Annotated in this window: 16 protein-coding genes; 3 read left to right on the plus strand and 13 right to left on the minus strand. The window is 62.7% G+C overall.

Features of this window, described 5'->3' with window-relative positions; all coding sequences use genetic code 11:
• Positions 1–134: 134 nt before the first annotated feature.
• Positions 135–1,511: an ATP-dependent RNA helicase DbpA gene (gene dbpA / locus HS968_RS02570; RefSeq protein WP_182370018.1), complete on the minus strand. Its 1,377-nt coding sequence runs from the start codon at positions 1,509–1,511 to the stop codon at positions 135–137.
• A gap of 49 nt (positions 1,512–1,560) precedes the next feature.
• Positions 1,561–2,982, minus strand: a complete 1,422-nt coding sequence (gene mdtD, locus HS968_RS02575) for a multidrug transporter subunit MdtD (protein ID WP_182370019.1) — start codon at positions 2,980–2,982, stop codon at positions 1,561–1,563.
• Positions 2,983–3,059: 77 nt separating this feature from the next.
• On the opposite strand from mdtD, the gene torT reads away from it, so the two are divergent.
• Complete coding sequence (gene torT, locus HS968_RS02580; protein WP_238338905.1) at positions 3,060–4,133, plus strand: TMAO reductase system periplasmic protein TorT; 1,074 nt, start codon at positions 3,060–3,062, stop codon at positions 4,131–4,133.
• On the opposite strand, the gene betA is transcribed toward torT, so the two are convergent.
• From betA to HS968_RS02630, 10 genes are all read right to left on the minus strand, one after another.
• Positions 4,122–5,828 (minus strand): choline dehydrogenase, encoded by a 1,707-nt coding sequence (gene betA / locus HS968_RS02585; protein ID WP_182370020.1) that lies wholly within the window; start codon positions 5,826–5,828, stop codon positions 4,122–4,124. The genes torT and betA overlap by 12 nt on opposite strands.
• Before the next feature lie 165 nt (positions 5,829–5,993).
• On the minus strand, positions 5,994–7,466 hold the full coding sequence (betB, locus tag HS968_RS02590) for a betaine-aldehyde dehydrogenase (protein WP_182370021.1): 1,473 nt from the start codon (positions 7,464–7,466) through the stop codon (positions 5,994–5,996).
• Between the two features lie 371 nt (positions 7,467–7,837).
• A complete protein-coding gene (betI, locus tag HS968_RS02595) occupies positions 7,838–8,428 on the minus strand; it encodes a transcriptional regulator BetI (RefSeq protein WP_119692177.1) in 591 nt (196 codons plus the stop codon).
• Between the two features lie 105 nt (positions 8,429–8,533).
• Positions 8,534–8,884, minus strand: a complete 351-nt coding sequence (locus HS968_RS02600; RefSeq protein ID WP_182370022.1) for a hypothetical protein — start codon at positions 8,882–8,884, stop codon at positions 8,534–8,536.
• Positions 8,885–8,905: 21 nt separating this feature from the next.
• Complete coding sequence (locus HS968_RS02605) at positions 8,906–9,283, minus strand: hypothetical protein (RefSeq protein WP_182370023.1); 378 nt, start codon at positions 9,281–9,283, stop codon at positions 8,906–8,908.
• Positions 9,284–9,557: 274 nt separating this feature from the next.
• Positions 9,558–10,028 (minus strand): hypothetical protein, encoded by a 471-nt coding sequence (locus HS968_RS02610; RefSeq protein WP_137010763.1) that lies wholly within the window; start codon positions 10,026–10,028, stop codon positions 9,558–9,560.
• A 145-nt stretch (positions 10,029–10,173) separates the two neighbouring features.
• Complete coding sequence (locus tag HS968_RS02615; protein WP_119692174.1) at positions 10,174–11,025, minus strand: glycine betaine ABC transporter substrate-binding protein; 852 nt, start codon at positions 11,023–11,025, stop codon at positions 10,174–10,176.
• Positions 11,026–11,374: 349 nt separating this feature from the next.
• Positions 11,375–12,319: a choline ABC transporter substrate-binding protein gene (locus HS968_RS02620; RefSeq protein WP_179623611.1), complete on the minus strand. Its 945-nt coding sequence runs from the start codon at positions 12,317–12,319 to the stop codon at positions 11,375–11,377.
• Between the two features lie 30 nt (positions 12,320–12,349).
• The gene (locus HS968_RS02625; RefSeq protein ID WP_119692173.1) at positions 12,350–13,234 is read right to left on the minus strand and encodes an ABC transporter permease; all 885 of its coding nucleotides are present in this window, start codon (positions 13,232–13,234) and stop codon (positions 12,350–12,352) included.
• Complete coding sequence (locus HS968_RS02630; RefSeq protein ID WP_106737475.1) at positions 13,227–14,432, minus strand: quaternary amine ABC transporter ATP-binding protein; 1,206 nt, start codon at positions 14,430–14,432, stop codon at positions 13,227–13,229. Before HS968_RS02630 ends, HS968_RS02625 begins: the two co-directional genes overlap by 8 nt.
• A gap of 617 nt (positions 14,433–15,049) precedes the next feature.
• Here HS968_RS02630 and HS968_RS02635 point away from each other — a divergent pair.
• The gene (locus tag HS968_RS02635; RefSeq protein WP_182370024.1) at positions 15,050–15,463 is read left to right on the plus strand and encodes a hypothetical protein; all 414 of its coding nucleotides are present in this window, start codon (positions 15,050–15,052) and stop codon (positions 15,461–15,463) included.
• On the opposite strand, the gene HS968_RS02640 is transcribed toward HS968_RS02635, so the two are convergent.
• Complete coding sequence (locus HS968_RS02640) at positions 15,409–16,353, minus strand: ABC transporter substrate-binding protein (protein WP_182370025.1); 945 nt, start codon at positions 16,351–16,353, stop codon at positions 15,409–15,411. The two genes, HS968_RS02635 and HS968_RS02640, sit on opposite strands and share 55 nt — an antisense overlap.
• A 243-nt stretch (positions 16,354–16,596) precedes the next feature.
• Between HS968_RS02640 and HS968_RS02645 the strand changes: the two genes are divergently transcribed.
• A complete protein-coding gene (locus HS968_RS02645; RefSeq protein ID WP_182370027.1) occupies positions 16,597–17,973 on the plus strand; it encodes an L-serine ammonia-lyase in 1,377 nt (458 codons plus the stop codon).
• The last annotated feature ends 38 nt before the right edge of the window (positions 17,974–18,011 follow it).

An 18,011-nucleotide genomic window follows, 5' to 3' on the forward strand; every position in this document is an offset into this window, starting at 1 on the left:
CCAGGCCGTTTGATCCTTTATATCAGCCTAAGAGCCAGTTCGCGATCTTGCGAGCCAGAACGATGCAAAACCGCTAGCGACCCCGCAAAAACAAGCGAACCGCGCCGACGCGCAGCAGATCGCCGAGCCGGTTCCTACAATAGACGCACGCGCAGAGTTCTACCCTTGATCTTGCCTTCGCTCAGGCGCTTCAGCGCCTGGCGAGCCACATCGCGGTGCACGGCAACGTAGGCCTGGTAATCGAACAGGGCGATCTTGCCGACCTGATCGCCCGGGATGCCGGCATCGCCGGTCAGGGCGCCGAGGATGTCACCAGGGCGCAGTTTCTCCTTGCGCCCGGCGCCGATGCACAGCGTGTGCATCGGCGGCAGCAGCGGTTCGCCAGTCGCCTTGGCCGCAGGCAGCGGATACCAGGCCAGTGCCTTGCCCTGAAGCGCTTCGATGGCTTGGGCGCGACCGGCTTCGGCGGGGGCCACCAGGCTCAGCGCCAGGCCTTTTTCACCGGCGCGACCACTGCGGCCGATGCGGTGGATATGCACCTCGGCATCACGCGACAGCTCGACGTTGATCACCATCTCCAGCCCGGCGATATCCAGGCCGCGTGCGGCCACGTCGGTGGCCACCAGCACGCTAAGACTGCGGTTGGCGAACAGGGCGAGGATCTGATCGCGATCACGTTGCTCCAAATCGCCATGCAGGGCAGCGGCGGAGATCTTCTCGGCTTCCAGCTGCGCGGCCAGTTCGTCGCACTGCTGGCGCGTGGCGCAGAAGGCGACCACCGGCTGTTTACGGAAATGCCGCAGCAGCGTGCTGACCGCTTCCATGCGCTGGCCCGGAGCGATTTCGTAGAAGCGTTGTTCGATCTGCCCGTCATCATGCTGCGCCTCGACCTCGGCCCGCTCGGGGCTGCGCAGGAAGCGCGCGGCGAGTTGTTCGATGCCGGCCGGGTAGGTGGCGGAGAACAGCAGGGTCTGCCGGCGCGCCGGGGTCTGTTCGATGATGTCGCTGATGCTGTCGACGAAGCCCATGTCGAGCATGCGATCCGCCTCGTCGAGCACCAGAGTATTGAGACCATCGACCTTCAACGTGCCCTTGCGCAGGTGTTCCTGCACGCGTCCAGGCGTGCCGACGATAACGTGCGCGCCGTGCTCCAGCGAGCCGATCTGCGGGCCGAAGGGCACGCCGCCGCACAGGGTGAGCACCTTGATGTTGTCGGCCGCGCGGGCCAGGCGGCGAATCTCTTTGGCTACCTGATCGGCCAGCTCGCGCGTCGGGCACAGCACCATGGCCTGGCAGCCGAAGTAGCGTGGGTTGAGCGGATGCAGCAGGCCGATGCCGAACGCTGCGGTCTTGCCGCTGCCGGTCTTGGCCTGGGCGATCACGTCGCGACCCTTGAGAATCAGCGGCAGGCTGGCGGCCTGGATGGGCGTCATCTCGGCATAGCCGATGGCGGCGAGGTTGGCCTGCATGGCGGCGGAAAGGGGCAGGCTGGCGAAGGCGGTAGCGGTCACGGCAAGGACTCGGGGCTGGTGAAACAGGGCGGCAGTGTATCAGGCCGCGTCAGTCGTCGGTCGGAACCTCGATATTGCGGCCGCTACGGCCCGCTTTCGTGTCCAGTTGCAGGAAGATCGCCGCTGCCAGCATCGATAGCAGGCCGACGCACAGGTAGGTGGCCTGGAACGCTTGCAACACATGGTCACTGCCGCCAAGGTCGCGGCTGAAGCCGCTGAGCAGCGCCGCTGCCGAGGCGACGCCCAGGCCCATTGCCAGTTGCACCACCACCGACAGCAGGCTGTTGCCGCTGCTGGCGTCGCGGTTGTCCAGGTCGATCAGAGTTACCGTGTTCATCGCGGTGAACTGCAGCGAGTTGCAGGCGCCGATCAGGCTCAGCTGGATAATCAGCTGCAACGTCGAGGTCTCGGCATCGACCAGCGCCAGGCTGGCGATCAGGGCGCCAAGCAGCAGGGTGTTGCTGGTGAGGATGTTGCGGTAGCCGAGGCGCTCGATCAGCGGCTTGGCCAGGGGTTTGGCTGCCATGGCGGCCAGTGCCAGCGGGATCAGGCTCATGCCGGCCTGAGCCGGCGAATAGCCCATCGCCAGTTGCAGCAGCAGTGGCGTGAGGAAGGGCAACGCGCCGCTGCCGAGACGCGCGAACAGGTTGCCGATGATGCCCACGGCGAAGCTACGGGTGTGGAACAGCGCTGGCGAGAACAACGGCTGTTCGATACGCCCGGCGCGCAGCCAGTAGGCGGCCAGGCAGGCCATGCCGCCGAGCAACAGCAGCACCACGCGCATGGTCGGCAGGTGCAGCTCGCCGAGTCCTTCCAGCGCCACGGTGATCAGCAACATGGCGGCGCCGAACAGCAGGAAACCCACGCTATCGAAGCGGCTACGCTCCGGCCCGCGCAGATCCGGCATATACCGTCGCGCCGCCCAGCAACCGAGTAGCCCCACGGGCAGGTTGATCAGGAAGATCCAGTGCCAGCTGGCGACTTCCACCAGCCAGCCGCCGAGGCTCGGCCCGATCAGCGGGCCGAGCAGGCCGGGCAGGGTGATGAAGCTCATGATCCGCACCAGCTCGGAGCGCGGATAGGCGCGCAGCACCACCAGGCGTCCGACCGGCATCATCAAAGCACCGCCGAGGCCCTGAATGACCCGCGCGCCGATCAGCATGCTGAGCGATTCCGATAGCGCGCACAGCAGCGAGCCGAGGCTGAACAGGGCGATGGCGCCGAAGAAGATGCGCCGGGTGCCGAAGCGGTCGGCGATCCAGCCCGAGGCCGGAATCAGCAACGCCACGGTGAGCATGTAGGCGATCACCACCGACTGCATGCGCAGCGGGTCTTCGTTGAGATCGCCAGCCATGGCGGGCAGGGCGGTATTGAGGATGGTGCCGTCCAGCGTCTGCATGAAGAAGGCGATGGCGACTATCCATGGCAGCAGGCGGGCGGTACGTGGGTCGAGCGGTGCGGGGATGGTCATGCTGTTCTCGTGGTCTTCGCGCTTCACTCTAGGCTGCTGGTGCGGCTCGGGCAAATCCTCATGAGCCAGGACGGTAAGTGCTACGCTGGAGCTACTGGCATATCGCCCTGTTCTGGGCTAAGGACGGTTTCATGCGCTGGTTACCTGTCTGGTTCTGCCTGTTCAGCCAGTCACTGCTGGCTGCCGAATGGTTTCCCTATCCGGTAGAAGCCGATGGCCGCATGCGGGATTACCGCCCTTTGCCTGTGGCCGACAAGCCCTGGCGCATCTGTGCGCTGTTGCCCCACGGCAAGGATCGTTACTGGTGGGGCGTGGCCTGGGGGCTGGATCAGGAAGCGAACCGGCTCGGCGTGCGCCTGGGCATCTATGAGGCCGGTGGCTACGAGCATGCAGCGGTGCAACTGGAGCAGTTCGACCATTGTGTGGCCGAGGGTGCCAATGCCTTCGTCGTGGCCAGCATCAACACCTATGACCTGTGCCACGCGGCAGAAGTGCAGACGAAGGCTGGTCGTCCGGTGATCGATCTGGTCAATCGCCTGGATTGCCCTGGCATCAGCGCCCATTCCCGGGTCGACTTCGCCGATATGGCACGCGCAACCCTCGAATATGTAGTGAAACGCAGCGCCGGTCGGCCGATTCAGGTCGGCTGGCTGCCTGGGCCGGCAGATGCCGGCTGGGTGCAGGATGCCGAACGCGGCCTGCGCGAAGCCATGCCGGGTAGCGCGGTAACGCTGGCTCATGGTGGCTACGGCCCGGTCGATCGCAGCCGTCAGGCGCAACTGGTGCGGGAGCTGCTCAAGCAGCATCCGCAGCTCGATTACCTGATCGGCAATGCCGAGGCGGCGGCGTTCGCGGCGCAGTTGGTGCGTAATGTCGGTTCGCAGGCACAGGTGCTGTCGTTCTATGCCACTGAACGGGTGCTGGAACAGATTCACGAAGGCCAGGTGCTGGCAGCGCCGACCGACTCGCCGGTGATTCAGGCGCGTGTCGCGCTGGATCTTGCCGTGCGTGCTCTACAGGGCGAGAAGGTTCCGCAGCTGATCAGCCCCAAGATCGAGATGCTCGATGTCGCCGCACTGGAGCGCTTTGACCTCGGGCGGCTGATGCCACCCGAGGGGCACTGGATGATCCGTCAGGAATTACCCGACTAGCCTGTCGTCCTGGCTACGCAGCGGCACACCCCGTACGGGGCGGTCGCCCGCGACGAAGTACGGCGCATTGCTGCGCGGCAATGGCTGACGCCCGCGGATTCGATCGGCGATCTTCTCGGCCATCATGATGGTGGTGGCGTTGAGGTTGCCGGTGATGATCTCCGGCATGATCGACGCATCCACCACGCGCAAGCCCTGCACACCGTGCACGCGGCCTTGCCCATCGACCACCGCCATGTCGTCTTCGCCCATCTTGCACGAGCAGGACGGGTGGAACGCCGTCTCCGCATGTTCGCGGATGAAGGTATCCAGCTCGGCGTCAGTCTGTACGTCGGCACCGGGACTGATCTCGCGGCCACGGTAAGGGTCGAGTGCTGGCTGCGCCATGATCTCGCGAGTGAGACGAATACCGTCGCGGAACTCCTGCCAGTCCTGCTCATGACTCATGTAGTTGAAGAGGATGCTCGGGTGCTGGCGCGGATCCTTGGACTTGAGCTGGATGCGACCGCGACTGGGCGAGCGCATCGAGCCGACGTGAGCCTGGAAGCCGTGCTCGTTGACCGCATTGCTGCCGTTGTAGTTGATCGCCACCGGCAGGAAATGGAACTGGATATTGGGCCAGGCGAATTCCGGGCGCGTACGGATGAAACCACCCGCCTCGAACTGGTTGCTGGCGCCGATGCCGTTGCCGGCGAACAGCCATTGCGCGCCGATACCCGGCTGGTTGAGCAGCTTGAGCGCCGGGTACAGCGACACCGGCTGGGTGCAGGCGTACTGCAGGTACATCTCCAGGTGATCCTGCAGGTTCTGGCCGACGCCAGGCAGTTCATGCACCAGCGGGATATCCAGCTCGCGCAGTAGCGCTGCCGGACCAACGCCGGAGCGCTGGAGAATCTGCGGCGAGGCGATGGCGCCGGCGCACAGCAGCACCTCGCGACGGGCGCGGGCTTCGGTGTCGTTGTTCGAGTTGCCGATCAGGTAGCTCACGCCACTGGCGCGTTTGCCGTCGAACAGAATGCGATCGGTGGTGGCGTGGGTGACGATGGTCAGGTTCGGCCGTGCCCGTGCCTGATCCAGATAACCGCGCGCGGTGCTGGCGCGACGCCCTTCCGGGGTCACGGTGCGATCCATCGGGCCGAAGCCTTCCTGCTGGTAGCCGTTGAGGTCATCGGTACGCGGGTAACCAGCCTGCACGCCGGCCTCGACCATGGCGTGGAACAGCGGATTGTTGCCGGCCTTGGGCGTGGTCACGCTCACCGGGCCGTCGCCGCCGTGGTAATCGTTGGGGCCGATGTCGCGGGTTTCCGCCTTGCGGAAATACGGCAGGCAGTCCAGATACGTCCAGTCCTCCAGGCCTTTGGCAGTGGCCCAGTTGTCGAAGTCCAGGGCGTTGCCGCGGATGTAGCACATGCCGTTGATCAGCGACGAGCCGCCCAGGCCCTTGCCGCGCCCGCATTCCATGCGGCGGTTGTTCATGTACGGCTCGGGGTCGGTCTCGTAGGCCCAGTTGTAGCGTCGGCCCTGCAGCGGAAAGGCCAGGGCGGCGGGCATCTGGGTACGGAAGTCGAGGCGGTAATCCGGACCGCCGGCTTCGAGCAGCAGCACGCTGACACCTTCGTCCTCGGTCAGACGGGTAGCCAGGACGTTACCGGCTGAACCAGCGCCGATGATGATGTAGTCGAATTCCTGGGGCATGACATCCTCCTGCTGCCCGGACGCAGTCCGGGAAAACACGGTGACTGTTCCCGGATGGCATCCGGGCTACGGGACGGCGGTTTTGCAGGAGCGGATTCATCCGCGATGTTTTTCGCGGCTAAAGCGGTGTGCCGCCTTGTCGCTCCTACAAGCTTGGCGCGACGATCAGAACACTGAGCTGTAGCCGCCGAGTTCGACCTGCACCGACTTGATGCGGGTGTAGTGGCCGAGGGTGACCAGACCGTTCTCGCGGCCGACACCGGACTGCTTGTAGCCGCCCACCGGCATTTCGGCCGGCGATTCGCCCCAGGTATTGATCCAGCAGATGCCGGCTTCCAGCTTGTGGATCACCCGGTGCGCGCGGTTTAGGTCGCGGGTGACCACGCCTGCGGCCAGGCCGTAGTCGGTGTCGTTGGCGCGGCGGATCACTTCCTCTTCGCTGTCGTAGATGAGGATGCTCATCACCGGGCCGAAGATTTCCTCGCGCACGATGGTCATGTCGTCGCGGCAATCGGTGAAAACGGTGGGGGCGACGTAGGCGCCCTTGGCGTACTCACCGTCGCTGACGCGCGCGCCGCCGACCAGCAGGCGTGCGCCTTCGCTGCGACCCTGCTCGATGTAGCCGAGCACGCTCTCCATGTGCGCGTAGCTGACCAGCGGGCCAAAGTTGGTGGCGTCATCCAGTGGGTCGCCGAGGCGGATGCGTTTGACCCGCTCCAGCACCTTGGCCTCGAAGCGCGCCTGCAGCATGCGTGGCACGAACACGCGTGTGCCGTTGGTGCACACCTGGCCGGAGCTGTAGAAGTTGGCCATCACCGCGATGTCGGCGGCGCGATCCAGGTCGGCGTCCTCGAACACGATCAGCGGCGACTTGCCACCCAGCTCCATGGTCACTTCCTTGAGGCTGGAGCTGGAGGCGCTGGCCATCACCTTCTTGCCGGTGACGGTGCCGCCGGTGAAGGACACCTTCTCGATGCCCGGATGCTCGGTCAGCCACTGGCCAACCTCGCGACCACTCCCGGTGAGCACGTTGAATACGCCGTCAGGCAGGCCGGCCGCGGTGTAGATCTCGGCGAGTTTCAGCGCGCTCAGCGAGGTCACTTCGCTGGGTTTGAAGATCATCGCGTTGCCGGCGGCCAGGGCCGGTGCGGATTTCCACAGGGCGATCTGGATCGGGTAGTTCCAGGCGCCGATACCGGCCACCACGCCGAGTGGCTCGCGGCGGGTGTAGACGAAGGAGGTTTCGCGCAGCGGGATCTGCTCGCCCTCGATGGCCGGGATCAGGCCGGCGTAATACTCCAGCACGTCGGCGCCGGTGACGATGTCGACGTAGCGGGTTTCCGACAGTGGCTTACCGGTGTCGAGGGTCTCCAGTTCGGCCAGCTCATCGTTGCGCTCACGCAGGATGTCCACGGCCTTGCGCAGGATGCGCGAGCGCTGCATGGCGGTCATCGCCGCCCACACCTTCTGCCCCTCGGTGGCGCTGGCCACGGCTTGCTCGACATCGGCCTGGCTGGCGCGCTGCACCTTGGCCAGCACCTCGCCGGTGGCCGGGTTGATGCTGTCGAAGGTTTCTCCACTGCTGGCGGCGACGTACTGGCCACCGATGTAGAGCTGTTGTTCGGCGAAACGGGGCATGGGCTGTCCTCTGAACTCGGTCAATCTGCTTAGAGAACAGCCTATTTTATTTAAATTGAACGATCAATCAACAAAAACGACAGCGCGCAGTCAAACGCGACATGCACGTCAGAGGCATGAGTCTCCGTAGGGTGCGCCACGCGCACCTAACGATCTAAGAACGTGTTCAAAGTCTGCTGCGCGTCGGCCATGCAGCGTTGAAATCAAGCTCAGAATGCTCATTTACAGCTCGTTAAGTCGAACGCGACTCCGAGCGTTCTTCGCTCGATTCGCGGGGCCGCCATCGGTATTGCCTGACTCTAGCTCGCGAGACTTTGAGCAGGCTCTAAATGATCAGAGAAAGGGGTTGTACGTGGTGCGCACAGCGCACCCTACGGAGCCTTGGCCAACTGCAGGTCGAGGTAGTCATAGGCAATGCGGCGCGCCTGCTCGGTGTCGAATGCTTCGCCGGAGAGGGCGCCGCGCAGCCACAGGCCATCGATCAATGAGGCCATACCGCGAGCGGCGAAGCGTGCCTGGTCTTGCGGCAGCACGCGATGGAACTGGCCGCACAGGTTGGAGTAGAGGCGGTGGTCGTTGACCCGTTGCAGGCGGCGCAGGGCAGGCTGGTGCATGCTGCTGGCCCAGAACGCCAGCCAGGTCTTCATCGCCGGGCCACTGACCTGGCTGTCATCGAAGTTGCCATCGATCATCGCCTTCAGATGCGCGCGCGGGCTGTCCTCGCGTAGTGCCTGGCGGCGCTTGCCCACGGCCTCGCTGAGCGCCTGCATCAGGTGACGCATGGTGGCTTCGAGCAGGCCGTTCTTGTCGTTGAAATAGTGGCTGATGATGCCGTTCGACACCCCTGCAAGGCGCGCGATATAGGCGATGCTGGCATCGGCCATGCCGACCTGGTCGACGGCTTCCAGGGTAGCGGCGATCAATTGCGAGCGACGGATGGGCTGCATGCCGACCTTGGGCATGGGGGTCTCCACGGGGAACGAGTGGGGCGCAGTCTAGGCGGATTTTGATCGATCGATCAATCAATGCCAGGGGATGGCATGCCGTTGTCGGCCCTGGCGTCGGCGTTACTCGAATAAGGCATTTGCCATGAACAACGCGCCGCTCAGCGCGATACCCAGGATCAGATGGCGCGCCAACAAACCGCTCACGCTGCGTCCGTCGTCGCCGTACTTCAAGGCAACGAGCACACCTTCGTTACGGCGAATGGAGAACAGCGCGACCAGCACAGCGGTCACGATGACCAGCAGGGTGCCACCAAGGCTGCCCCAGAGATTCCAGGTCGCTGGTGCAAGCCAGGCGGGAAGGTAAGGCAACAGCAACAGCTTGTAGCCTTCCGGGCTGTCGGCAATGGCCTGTATCCGCCGCTCAAGGCTGTTGTGAGGGGGGCGTCTACGGCGGCCTGGCTGTTTTCTCATCGCTGCATCAGGCGCCGTCGATCAGGGTTGAGGGGATTCGGCTGTATCCGAGGGCAGTGAGGTCAATTCGATGAGCGCTGCGACATAGAGCAACCCGACGGCCATTGAGGTGTAGAGATCGAAGCCGAACAGGCACTGGGTGAGTACTGCCGTCAACAGCAGGACGGCGATGGCCACGCCAGACGTTGCCGGTTTGCCGGGCGCGAGCAGGGCCGTTCCGATGGCGGCGGCGATCAGCAAGCCGGCGCAGGTGGCCAGGTAGCCGTAAGCTTTCGCGTCCCAGATAGCGAGGACATTGATGGACTTGGTGTAAACGAACAGGAAGGTCAGCAGTGCGAGGCAGCCGCTGAAGGCGAAGACGATGGAGGTATTTTTCATCTCGTGTGCGGGTTGGTTCATGGCCGGAGACGAGAGTCTAAGGGCCATGCCCGGCAAGCCCCAGCAGAAATGTCCCAAAAATTGATAGAGGCTGCATCACGAGGTCGTCAGAAACGACAAAGCGGGCCAGTGCCCTACTCAGAGTTCTTGGTAGTCGCTTGATTCGGTTTGGTGCATCTAGCTGGAGCCTGTTTTGCTGTCAAAGCCCAAGGCGTATTTCCCTAGAACCCTGATGACCCTGCTATCTGCATAGTGGGCTTCGAGTGTTCAGGCCATGCCTTGATCTTCGTGCCCATCAGTAAAGCCACCATGGAACTGGTGTACCGGGAGGCTGGCCGCACATCCCGATGGAGCAGAGCCGATTGAGGCCGGCTTCTGTCGGCAGAATACTTGCCTGAGCCTTCGAGTCGAAGGCGATGCGAAATCTTGCCGCTGAGCTACTCAAGATTGATGCCTGCAACCGATCCTTTCCGCACTCACCAGCATCTACGGACAGGGTGTAATTGCCCAGGGGCAGTTTAAAAATGGCTGACTCTTCAGGGTTGAGCCGCACGCTTAGCTGGTCGTCAATGTAGATTGCGGCATCACAGCTAATTCCCGTTAACCCTTTATCCCGGTTGATCACCAGGTATTGAAAGGGTTCGGATGGTATCTCCTGATAGCTCAACAGTCGCTCGGGGGATACCGGTATTGCGCGATTTGCTGGAACTGGTTGTGTTGCGCATCCGGCAAGCAGGGGAATGATGATTAGGGGCAGCAGGCGCATTCATGTCGTCCTTGAACTTGAGTTGGGCTCCAGCTTATCGAGGTGATCTGCAGAAAGCACTCAGGATTTAAGAAGGACAAAGTCGGCTCTGTAGCTGAACGACAAAGCGGGCCGAAGCCCGCTCTGTTATGTGACTGGAGGAGGCTTACTTCAGCCACTGTGCAACGCGATCCGGGTTCTTGGCGATCCAGTCCTTGGCGGCCTGATCCGGTTTGGCGCCTTCACGAATGGCCAGCATCACCGAACCGACTTCTTCGCCGCTCCAGGAAATCTTGCTGAGGAAGGCAGCTGCGTCGGCGGCTTTTTCTTTCAGTGCCGGGTTGGCCACGGTGTCGACGCGCTCGTCATCGCCGAAGACTTTCTTCGGATCTTCGAGGAAACGCAGTTTCCACTTGGCGAACATCCAGTGCGGAATCCAGCCGGTGACCACGATCGGTTTCTGCGCTTTCTCGGCGCGGGTCAGGGCGGTGGCCATGGCCGGGCCAGAACTCGGCATCAGCTTGATGCTGGCCAGGTTGTATTCCTTGATGGCCTCTTCGGTGCGACGCATCACGCCGGCACCGGCGTCGATACCGGTGATCTTGCCGTCGAAGTCCTTGGCGTATTTCTCCAGATCCTCGATGCTCTTGGCCTCGACATAGTCAGGCACGATCAGGCCGATCTTGGCACCGGCATAGTTGGTGCCGAGGATTTCGACCTTGTCCTTGAGCTTCTCGTAGTACTCGCCGTGGGTGGCCGGCAGCCAGGCGGAGAGGGTGGCGTCGAGGTCGCCGCGGGAGATGCCTTGCCACATGATGGCCGGCTCCACGGGCTTCAGTTCGACTGTGTAGCCGAGCTTGCTTTGCAGGATTTCACCGGCGACGTGGGTGACGGCGACGCTGTCGTCCCACCCGTTGACGTAGCCGATCTTCAGGGTGGGTTTCTCGGCAGCCAGGGCACTGCCCATACCGATGGCCAGGGCGGCGGCGCCGAGGCAGAGATTTTTCAATACGCGCATATCGTGGTGCTCCGTCAGTTGAGAGAAGGACTACAAACCGCTGCATGTGGTCATTCGGTGTTGAAGCAGGCCTCAAGACGCTTGTGTACGGCTTGTACACTCCGTGCTCTGGGTCGGTTTCGCCGTGCCTGACCATCGCTTGCTACGTCGCTGATCCTCCTGGAGTGGCAGTTGCAAAATCGTTGACTGGCTCGTTCTCATTGCGGGCCTTGCGAAACCGTGTTGCGCAGCAGATTGCCGGTTCGCGGGCAAAGTCTCCCCGTCACGGCCGCAAAGCGGCCGCGGGTGGTTGACGAGGAGGTTTCAAGCCCGAACCTTCGGTTGCGGGCCTGAATCGGGTCGCGGCCTGTTACAGCCCGACGTGTTTCTTGACGGCGGCTACGCCATCCTGACCGTCGAAGGTGGTCACGCCGCTCAGCCACTGGTCGAGGATCGCCGGGTTGGCCTTGATCCACGCCTTGGCGACGTCCTGCGGGTTTTCCTTCTCCAGTACCTTTTCCATCAGCTGGCTTTCGATTTCGACGGTGAACTGCAGGTTGCTCAGCAGTTTGCCGACGTTGGCGCAGCGCGCTTCGTAGTCTGGCGGTACCACGGTGTAGACCTTGGCGGCGCCGTAGTCGGGGCCGAACACATCGTCACCACCGGAGAGATAGGTGATGTCGTATTGGGTGTTCATCGGGTGCGGTGCCCAACCAAGGAAGACCACGGGCTCTTTCTTCCGGATCGCGCGCGACACCTGCACCAGCATGCCCGCTTCGCTGGACTCGACCATGCGGAAGTCGCCGAGGTCGAACTGGTTGTTCTTGATCATGCCGTCGATCAGCAGATTGCCGTCGTTACCCGGTTCGATGCCGTAGATCTTGCCGCCCAGCTGATCCTTGAACTTGGCGATGTCCTGGAAGCTCTTCAGGCCAGCCTCGGCCGCGTAGCTCGGCACCGCCAAGGTGTACTTGGCGCCTTCGAGGTTGGCTTTTTCCAGCACCTTGACGCCGTTGTCCTTGAGGAAGGGCTCGATCACCGAGTCCATCGACGGTGCCCAGTAACCGAGGAAAACATCGATCTGGCCGCTTTTTACGCCGGTGAAGGCGATCGGTACCGAGGCCATGATCTTGCGTGGCTGGTAGCCCAGCCCTTCGGCCAGGGTCATGGCCACGCCGGTGGTGGCGGCGATGTCAGCCCAGCCGATCTCGGCGAAACGCACCTGTTTGCAGCTCGCCGGCTCGGCAGCCATGGCACCCTGCATCAGCGCGCAGGACAACAGGCCGATGGCGGCGGTGGTCTTGATCGTTTTCATCTGCGGTTCCCTGTGAAGTGAAAAAACGGATTAGCTGGACTGGCGCTGCAGCTTGCCACTGAACCAGGCGAACAGGCCGCGTTTGGCCGTCTGCTTGGTGCCGAAACTTTCGGTGATGCGGTCGAGGATGATTGCCAGCAGCACCACGGCCATGCCGCTCTCGAAGCCTAGACCGATATCGAGACGTTGGATGCTCGCCAGTACGTCGTTACCCAGGCCGCCGGCGCCGACCATCGAGGCGATGATCACCATCGACAGGGCCATCATGATGGTTTGGTTGACCCCGGCCATGATCGACGGCATGGCGTTGGGCAGTTGCACCTTGAACAGCAACTGGCGCCCTGTGCAGCCGAAGGACTGGCCGGCCTCGACGATTTCCTTGTTCACCTGGCGGATGCCCAGGCTGGTCAGGCGCACTGCCGGTGGCATGGCGAAGATCACCGTGGCGATGATGCCGGGGACGCGACCGAGGCCGAAGAGCATGGCCGCCGGGATCAGGTAGACGAATGCCGGCATGGTCTGCATGAAGTCGAGAATCGGCCGGATGATGGTGGCCACGCGCTCGCTCTTGGCTGCCCAGATACCCAGCGGGATGCCCAGCAGCAGGCTGATCAGCGTCGAGGAGAAGGTCAGGCCGAGCGTCACCACCGTCTGTTCCCAGAAACCGGTCATGACGATGAGGATGAAGGCCACCGCGGTGAACAGGGCGAAACGTGCGCCGATGCGCCACAGGCCGAGGGCGACGAATATGGCGATCAGCAGCCAGGCCGGCGGCAGCATGAGCAGGGCTTCGATGCCTTCGGAAAAGCCGCTGACCAGTTTACCGATGCTGTCGAAGGCGCCGCTGTAGTTGTCCAGCAGATGCTGGACGACGTCGTTGACCCAGCTACCGAGGTCGAGTTTCTTGTCACTCATGGGATTCCCCCTGCAGTCGGGTCAGCAGGCGGCCCTTGCTGATGGCGCCGCAGTAATGGCCGTCGGCGTCCACCACCGGGATCGGCCCCTCGTTGTCCACCAGGCGGCTGATGACGTCTTCCAGCGGCATGTCCTCGGGCACCGGCACGACCTGCTTGAGGGCGTTGGTTTCCAGTGGCTTGGGTTCGTCGCCATCGACCATCAGCGCGATCTTCTCCAGGCTGATGGAGCCCTGGAAGTTGTTCTGCTCGTCGACGATGAAGGCGTAGTGCTTGTCCAGCGCCTGCAGCTCCTTGCAGATTTTCGCCGCGTCCGGCGCCTTGCCGTTGTGTACGTAGGTCGGCACGCTGTCGGCCTTGAGCTGGCCGGCGGTGAGGTAACGGCTGGTGTCGACGGTATCGAAGAAGTTGCGCACGTATTCGTTGGCCGGCTTCTCGATCAGCTCCTGCGGGGTGCCGACCTGGATCAGCTTGCCGCCTTCCATGATGCCGATGCGGGTACCGATGCGCATGGCTTCTTCGATGTCGTGGGAGACGAAGATGATGGTGCGGCGATGGGTCTTCTGCAGCTCCAGCAGCACGTCCTGCATTTCACGGCGCTTGAGCGGGTCGAGGGCCGAGAAGGCCTCGTCCATGATGATCATCGAGGGGTTGACCGTCAGCGCACGGGCCAGACCGACGCGCTGCTGCATGCCACCGGAAAGCTCATGCGGGTACTTGTGGGCGAAGGTGTCCAGGCCAACCTGCTTGAGCACTTCCATGGCGCGCTTCTCACGCTCCTTGCGCCCGGTGCCGGCCACTTCCAGGCCGAAGGCGGCGTTGTCCAGCACGCTGCGCGAAGGCATCAGGGCGAAGGACTGGAAGACCATGCTCATGTCACGGCGACGCAGGTCGATCAGTTGCGACTGCGGCAGCTTGGCCACGTTCTGCCCGTCGATGTAGACATCACCGCCGCTGGGTTCGACCAGGCGGTTGATCAGGCGGATCAGGGTCGATTTGCCGGAGCCGGACAGGCCCATGAGAACGAAGATCTCGCCCTCCTCGACACTGAACGACACATCGCTGACGCCAATCACGGCGCCTTTCTCGGCCAGAATCCTCTCCTTGCTCCAGCCTTCCTTGAGCAGGTCGATGGCTTCTTGTGGGTTTGAGCCGAAAACCTTGTACAGGTGTTCGACCACGATCTTTCCAGACTGCATGGGACGTTTCCCCTTCAATCGGTATCCAGTTCGCGCTGGCACGGCCGGGCACGCATCGTCGAAGCGTAGATCAGCTGTGTCAGGCCTCTGATACCTGTGTGGGTGTTTGCTGAGTTTCGGGGCTGGCGAGCGCTTCGCTGCAGGGGTCGGCCGTGGCGCTCGGGCACACCGCAGCGCACGCAGCTGATGGCGATGCTTGCCCGCTGCGTCGTTGCGTCGTGTTCATGAGTGTCCATTGCCTTGCCGTGTTGCAAACCGCTTTCCAAACCCTCTGGCAGTGTTTCGAAGCCCATTCCCTTGGGGTTTCATACGCCGTCCTGGCGCATGCGTACATCCGAAATTTCTTGTTGGACTGGCGCCCTATCGATGGTGGGCCAGCGCTTGTCTGTTCTTCGGTCCGGGGCGGTGGGCCCTGGTCTGCCGTTCCCCTCGGGGCTCGGCAGCGACGTTATCGGCTGACTCAACGATATAGTCTTGGGGTCTGCGCAATTATCGGTTTGCGACCCTGACGTGTTGGGCGACGACATGGCCCACTACGCCGTGTGTTTTCACCTGTTTTCGCCGTTTTCCGGGCTCCTGAAAGCACTGCTCCGCTGTCGTTTCGAATAGGCCTCGGCGTGAGCGCCGAGGTGGGGTATCGAGAACGCGCTTTAAAAACCTTAACAGACTTTTTTGCCCCTTGGCCAAGCCTGCAAGCCGCGCCGGGCTTGGTTTCCAGCTCTGCAAGCGAGACGCAGGCGGCGTACCGCGGGGGCTGTGGCGATGTTGAAAAAAATTTACAGAAATGTGGAGATGGCGCACTTCGAGCGACGCAGGAAGAGGTGGCAGCAGACTGTGACTGGCGAGTCGGGGCAGCGTTCGTTGCGCATGGCATTCGACGCGTTCTGCTCAGTGGACGAATGCTCTCGACGAACGTCGAGGATTCTTTTTCTTTTGCCATTTTTATCGTTATTTCTTGGCTGTTTCGTCGAATTTATCAGTCATTTGCGGCTAGCGGTATGTCGAAGACCTTGGTGATGGGCGCGCCCTGATAGCGGGTCACGCCATCGAGCCAGGCCGCGATCATCTGCGGGTTGTTCTCGATCCAGTCCTTGGCCACACGGCGCCGGTTGGTATTGCCTTCCAGCACGGCGCTCATCAGCTGGTTTTCTGCGGCGATGGTGAAGGTCATGTTGCGAAACAGCCGAGCCAGATTGGGACACTGCTGGCTGAAGTTGCCACGCGCCACTGTATTGACCTGGGCCGCTCCATAGTTGGGGCCGAAATACTCGTCGCCACCAGCCAGGTAGTTCATCTTCAGACGCTCGTTCATCGGGTGCGGTTCCCAACCGAGGAAAACCGCCCACTTACCCAGGCGCTGAGCGCGCTCGACGTGGTTGAGCATGCCGCTTTCGCTGGATTCCACCAGGGTGAAACCGCGCAAGCCGAAGACATTGTCGCGAATCATGCCCTTGACCATTTCGTTGCCTTCGTTGCCCGGCTCGATACCGAAGATCTGTCCGCCCAGCTCGTCCTTGAAGCGATGGATGTCGGCGAAGTCCTTGAGTCCGGCGTCATAGCCGGGGGTGAGCACTGCCAGGGTGTAACGCACCGTTGGCAGGTTGGTATGCAGTTTCTCGATCTTGCCGCTGTCCAGGTGGGGCTGTACCTGCTCGCTCTGCGCCGGCATCCAGTTGCCGAGGAACACATCCAGCTGGCCTTCGGACAGGCTGCGGTAGGTGTCGGGTAACGACATGCGCTTGATCTGCGTGCGGTAGCCGATTTCGCCCAATACCAGGCGTGCCACGGCGGTGGTCATGGTGATGTCGGTCCAGCCGACATCGCTCAGGCGTACCTGCTCGCAGCGTTCGGCTTCGGCGGCCTGCAGTCCGGTGCTGGAGACAAGGGAGATTGCGAGCAGCCAGCGGGTGAGTCTGTTCATGAACCGTACCTGTGTCGATTGGCCAGTGGATGGAGTTCCTGCACAACGTGCGAGCGCGCTATTTCATAGCAAGAGGTGGGCCGCCCCAGGGCTGGGAAAACGACGCGGGCATGCCGAAACGAGACGTGCTCGTCAGAACCGTTGACGACGACGTGAATGGGCACGCACTGGTCGGTGTCAGACGCGGCTGCAATGGTGAAATCCCGATGATGAGCGGCGACTCATCCAGCGAGGTTTTCCAGCGTGGCTATCAGCGTTTTCGACCTGTTCAAGATCGGCATCGGACCGTCCAGCTCTCACACCGTGGGGCCGATGCGTGCGGCTGCATTGTTCGTCGCGACGCTGCGCGAGCGGGAACTGCTGGAGCGAGTGCGGCGTATCGAAGTGCGTCTGTATGGCTCGCTGTCAGCCACCGGTGTAGGTCACGGCAGCGACCGTGCGGTGATCATGGGTTTGATGGGGGAGTGGCCTGACAGCATCGATCCGGCGCAGATCGCCCCGCGCATAGCCACGCTGTTGGAGTGCGGTGAGCTGCTGCTCGACGGTCGCCTGCCTATCGCTTTCGACTGGGTGCGTGACATGCGCCTGCTGGACGAGAACCTGCCCTATCACCCGAACGCCATGACCCTGATTGCAGAGGGTGTGGACGGGGAACTGCACAGCGATACCTATTACTCGGTTGGCGGCGGTTTCGTGGTCGACGCGGCGCAGGCTGCCGGCGGTCTGCTCGATCAGGATCACACTGCGCTGCCTTACGATTTTTCCAGTGGCGCCGAGCTGTTGCGCCTGTGCCGTCAACATGGTCTGCGCGTGTCGCAACTGATGTTGGCCAACGAAAAAGCCTGGCGCAGTGAGGCGGAGATTCGTGCTGGGCTGCTGAAGCTGTGGCAGGCCATGCAGGATTGCGTGACCAACGGTTTGCGCGAGGAGGGCATTCTGCCTGGCGGGTTGAGCGTACGGCGGCGTGCCGCCAAGCTGCATCGCAGCTTGCAGGAGCTGGGCAAGCCCAACGTGATTGGCAGCACCATGAGCGCCATGGAGTGGGTCAACCTCTACGCCTTGGCGGTCAACGAGGAAAATGCCGCCGGTGGGCGCATGGTTACCGCGCCTACCAATGGCGCGGCCGGGATCATCCCGGCGGTGCTGCATTACTATATGCGCTTCAACCCCGATGCCAACGATGCCGATGTGGTCGATTTTCTGCTGGCGGCCGCGGCGATCGGCATCCTGTGCAAGAAGAATGCATCGATTTCCGGCGCCGAAGTGGGTTGTCAGGGGGAGGTCGGCTCGGCCTGTGCCATGGCTGCGGCAGGGCTTGCCGAGGTGCTCGGCGCCACGCCCGAACAACTTGAAAACGCTGCCGAGATCGGCCTGGAACACAATCTCGGACTGACCTGCGACCCGGTCGGTGGCCTGGTGCAGGTGCCCTGTATCGAACGCAACGCCATTGCAGCAGTGAAGGCGATCAACGCGGCGCAGATGGCGCTGCGCGGCGATGGCGAGCATCACATTTCGCTGGATCGGGTGATTCGCACCATGCGCGACACCGGTGCCGACATGCACGACAAGTACAAGGAAACCTCGCGCGGTGGTCTGGCCGTCAGCGCCATCGAGTGCTGACCTTTGCTGGTGCAACATCCGATCCGTAACGGCCGGTT

The organism is Pseudomonas berkeleyensis, from assembly GCF_014109765.1.
GTDB classification, from domain to species: domain Bacteria; phylum Pseudomonadota; class Gammaproteobacteria; order Pseudomonadales; family Pseudomonadaceae; genus Aquipseudomonas; species Aquipseudomonas berkeleyensis.